Raw genomic sequence first — 3352 nt, forward strand, 5'->3', positions numbered from 1 at the left:
CAGGTCGCGAACTTCCATCTCGACCAGTTCCAGCAGCTCAGCGTCGTCTACCAGGTCAGCCTTGTTCAGGAAGACCACGATGTACGGAACGCCAACCTGACGGGACAGCAGGATGTGCTCACGGGTTTGTGGCATCGGACCATCGGCGGCCGAGCAAACCAGGATAGCGCCGTCCATCTGCGCAGCACCGGTGATCATGTTCTTCACATAGTCAGCGTGACCTGGGCAGTCGACGTGAGCGTAGTGACGGATCTTCGAGTTGTACTCGACGTGCGCGGTGTTGATGGTGATACCACGCGCTTTCTCTTCTGGAGCGCTGTCGATCTTGTCGAAGTCGACGACTGCCGAACCAAACACCTCGGAGCAGACGCGAGTCAGAGCTGCGGTCAGAGTGGTTTTACCATGGTCAACGTGGCCGATAGTGCCAACGTTTACGTGTGGTAGGGAACGATCAAACTTTTCCTTAGCCATCGAACAGTCCTCCGCAGAAGAAAATAGTCACTACTACCGATAAAACAAAGGCAGATATTTTCATATCTGCCTTGTTATATGGAGCTCTTGAGCGGACTTGAACCGCTGACCTCACCCTTACCAAGGGTGTGCTCTACCAACTGAGCTACAAGAGCGAAACAATGTGCAATAACAGCAAACTTGGAGCGGGTAGCGGGAATCGAACCCGCATCATCAGCTTGGAAGGCTGAGGTTCTACCACTAAACTATACCCGCGGAGCTTGCAGCTCTCGCTAAAATGGTGGAGGGGGAAGGATTCGAACCTTCGAAGTCGAAGACGGCAGATTTACAGTCTGCTCCCTTTGGCCGCTCGGGAACCCCTCCTGAGCGTGGGCGGCATTTTCAGCTTTTGCCGTCCTGCTGTCAAGCTTTTTTTCAATTAAATCTTGAAGTTAGCTACTTTGACAACAGCTTCCGGTCCTACCACCTGAGTGGTGTTCCCTGCGAAGCGGGCGCCATTCTATCAAGCTATTCAGCAGTTGCAATACCCCCGCAGAAAATAATTTTGCGTTTTAAGTCTTTGAAATCCTTGGAAAGACTCTCGACCATTGATTGGTCCAGCAAACGCTCGCTTTCAACTGCAACCTTTAGCCACTGGCCGTCAGCTCCCGGCAGCTGGCCAGCCACTAGCTGCGTGTCAATGTCCAGGCTCAGCAGCCGCTGGCGCAGTGCATCGATCTGCTCCTTGCTGGGCAGGCCACCCACTACCAGGCATTCATCGCGGCGGCGCGCCGGCGCCGCAGCACCCGTCTCGCGCAGCAGGCGGATCTCCTGCTGATTACCTTTATAAAGAGAGAGCGGCGCGACCTCTTTGACTCTTAACGGCGCCTCCTGCTGATGCCACACGTAAAAAACGACGTTAAGCACCAACAGCAACAGAAACAACCAACGCATAGGCACCTCAATCCAGTGGACAAGCCATGGCCAAGCCGACAAATACCAGATCCGGCACGATTCGCGCCTGCGGAGCCGCATCGCGAACAAGCGGCGCATCACCACCCGTGAGGAATACGCTAAAGCTATCGCCCCACAACGCCCGCGCCTGCTCGATCTGGGTTCGAGCAAACCCTTGCAGCATGAGCACGCAACCGCGCTCGACCGCTTCGACTGTAGAACGGCCGGGGGCGAGCGTGCTCAGCGCCCGCTCCGCCGAGGCATCGTCATAACGAATGCGCCGGGTATGCGTGCGCAACTGGCTACGCATCAGCGGCATCCCTGGGCAGATGTAGCCACCAAGATGCTCGCCATCTGCAGCAACGAAGTCAGCCTTCGCTGCGGTCCCTAGATCGATCACCAGGCATGCGCCTTTGGCCAGGTGATAAGCACCCAGCACGGCCAACCAGCGATCCATGCCCAGCCGCTGGTAATCTTCATAGCCATTGCGCACACCGGCCATGGCCTGTGCTGGCAAGGCTACCTGGGCATCTATGGCAAACTCGGCAAACAGAACGGCGCGCAGCGCCGCGGTTTCTTCTTCACTGCGCACGCTGACGATTCGGCAGCCTTGCAGGTGCAACGAAGGCAAACCCAGCACGGCGACAAGCAGGGCCTGATCCGAGTCGACAATCCCACCGCCAACAATAGTGGCGTCACTGGCATGAATGACGCGCCACTTGATAAAGCTGTTACCGCAATCGAGCTCAAGAATCATCACGCAACCTCAGGCTGAGCTCACCACCGCTGAAGCTCTTTTCCACACCGTCAACCTCAAGCCGCAAGCCACCCTGCCCATCTACCCCACGGACGATGCCATGGGTATGGCTGGTACCAGCGATCAGCGCGACTTTGCGCCCCTGCCAGACATGCGCCTGCTCCCATTCTTCCTGGAACGCGGCAAAGCCATAACGACGATGGCGAGCCAACTCATGCTGCAGCTGCACATTGAGGCGCGCGACCAGCAGATTGCGATCGATCGGCGCGCCGGCTTCACGCTTCATTGACGTCCATTGCTGATCGACCTGGTCGTTGGTCTGCATGTTGACGTTGATCCCGACACCTATCACCACATGGCAGACATCGGCCGGGTCGCCCACCAGCTCAAGCAGGATGCCAGCGATCTTTTGCTCGGCAACCAGCACGTCATTGGGCCATTTCAGGCCAGCCTGCTCTACACCAAACCCGTGTAACGCGCGCATGACGGCCAACCCTACGACCAGGCTCAGGCCTTCGAGCTGACGCATGCCGCCTTCGATCCGGAGCACCAGGCTGTAATACAGGTTTTCGGCAAATGGGCTGACCCACTGCCGGCCGCGTCTGCCCCGACCAGCACTTTGCCGCTCGGCCAGCACCACAAAGGGGGCGGCCTGGCCCTGCCCTACTGCTCTAAGGGCCTCGGCATTGGTCGAGTCGATAGCGTCATGGATGTACAGCGGCCACAGTTCACCTTCGAATTGCGCAGCGATGACGCCGGCATCAAGCAGTGCCAACGGCGCTGCCAACTGGTAGCCGCGACCGCGTACCTTGTGGATAGACAGATTCAATTCGGATTCCAGATGCTGCAGCTGCTTCCAGACGGCGCTGCGGCTCACTCCGAGAGCTTCCCCGAGTGCCTGCCCGGAATGAAACCGGCCATCCTTGAGGAGATTCAACAACTTCAGCATGCCAGTCTCGACTTTGAATAAGGCTGGAATGATAGCCATGGCCTGCTGGCTTGCATAGGAAAAGGCGACCCAGGGCCTAGCTATAGAGCGAAATGTTCGCGGCGCCCTGGAAGTGCCAGGCAGTCAGATGGAGAGCTAGTGCCGCTTTGCGACCCCAGATTTCCGGATCCCGGAAAAGACAAAACCCCTACCTGCTCGCGCAGATAGGGGTTTTGCGAAATGAATCTTGACGATGACCTACT

4 protein-coding genes and 3 tRNA genes are annotated in these 3352 nt (G+C 57.6%); all 7 read right to left on the reverse strand.

The window, feature by feature from the left end; genetic code table 11:
- Positions 1-471, reverse strand: a 471-nt coding sequence (locus IDM28_RS20410) for a GTP-binding protein (RefSeq protein ID WP_188036766.1), incomplete at its 3' end; no start/stop codon positions are given.
- Between the two features lie 79 nt (positions 472-550).
- Positions 551-626: transfer RNA gene (locus IDM28_RS20415), tRNA-Thr, on the reverse strand.
- 26 nt (positions 627-652) lie between these two features.
- Positions 653-726, reverse strand: a tRNA-Gly gene (locus IDM28_RS20420).
- A 23-nt stretch (positions 727-749) separates the two neighbouring features.
- A tRNA-Tyr gene (locus IDM28_RS20425) sits at positions 750-834 on the reverse strand.
- Positions 835-978: 144 nt separating this feature from the next.
- A complete protein-coding gene (locus IDM28_RS20430) occupies positions 979-1404 on the reverse strand; it encodes a hypothetical protein (protein WP_101322355.1) in 426 nt (141 codons plus the stop codon).
- 7 nt (positions 1405-1411) lie between these two features.
- The gene (locus tag IDM28_RS20435; protein WP_101322356.1) at positions 1412-2161 is read right to left on the reverse strand and encodes a pantothenate kinase; all 750 of its coding nucleotides are present in this window, start codon (positions 2159-2161) and stop codon (positions 1412-1414) included.
- Positions 2151-3110 carry a bifunctional biotin--[acetyl-CoA-carboxylase] ligase/biotin operon repressor BirA gene (gene birA, locus IDM28_RS20440; RefSeq protein WP_188036768.1) on the reverse strand — a complete coding sequence of 320 codons (960 nt, stop codon included), beginning with the start codon at positions 3108-3110 and terminating at the stop codon, positions 2151-2153. Before birA ends, IDM28_RS20435 begins: the two co-directional genes overlap by 11 nt.
- Positions 3111-3352 lie beyond the last annotated feature (242 nt).

The organism is Pseudomonas sp. EZ-C24, assembly GCF_014525325.1.
GTDB lineage: Bacteria > Pseudomonadota > Gammaproteobacteria > Pseudomonadales > Pseudomonadaceae > Aquipseudomonas > Aquipseudomonas shirazensis.

Bases quoted from the DNA above. Each gene is read 5' to 3' on its own strand.
- IDM28_RS20430 (WP_101322355.1), bottom strand. From the start codon at position 1,404: ATGCGTTGGTTGTTTCTGTTGCTGTTGGTGCTTAACGTCGTTTTTTAC.
- IDM28_RS20435 (WP_101322356.1), bottom strand. From the start codon at position 2,161: ATGATTCTTGAGCTCGATTGCGGTAACAGCTTTATCAAGTGGCGCGTC.
- birA (WP_188036768.1), bottom strand. From the start codon at position 3,110: ATGCTGAAGTTGTTGAATCTCCTCAAGGATGGCCGGTTTCATTCCGGG.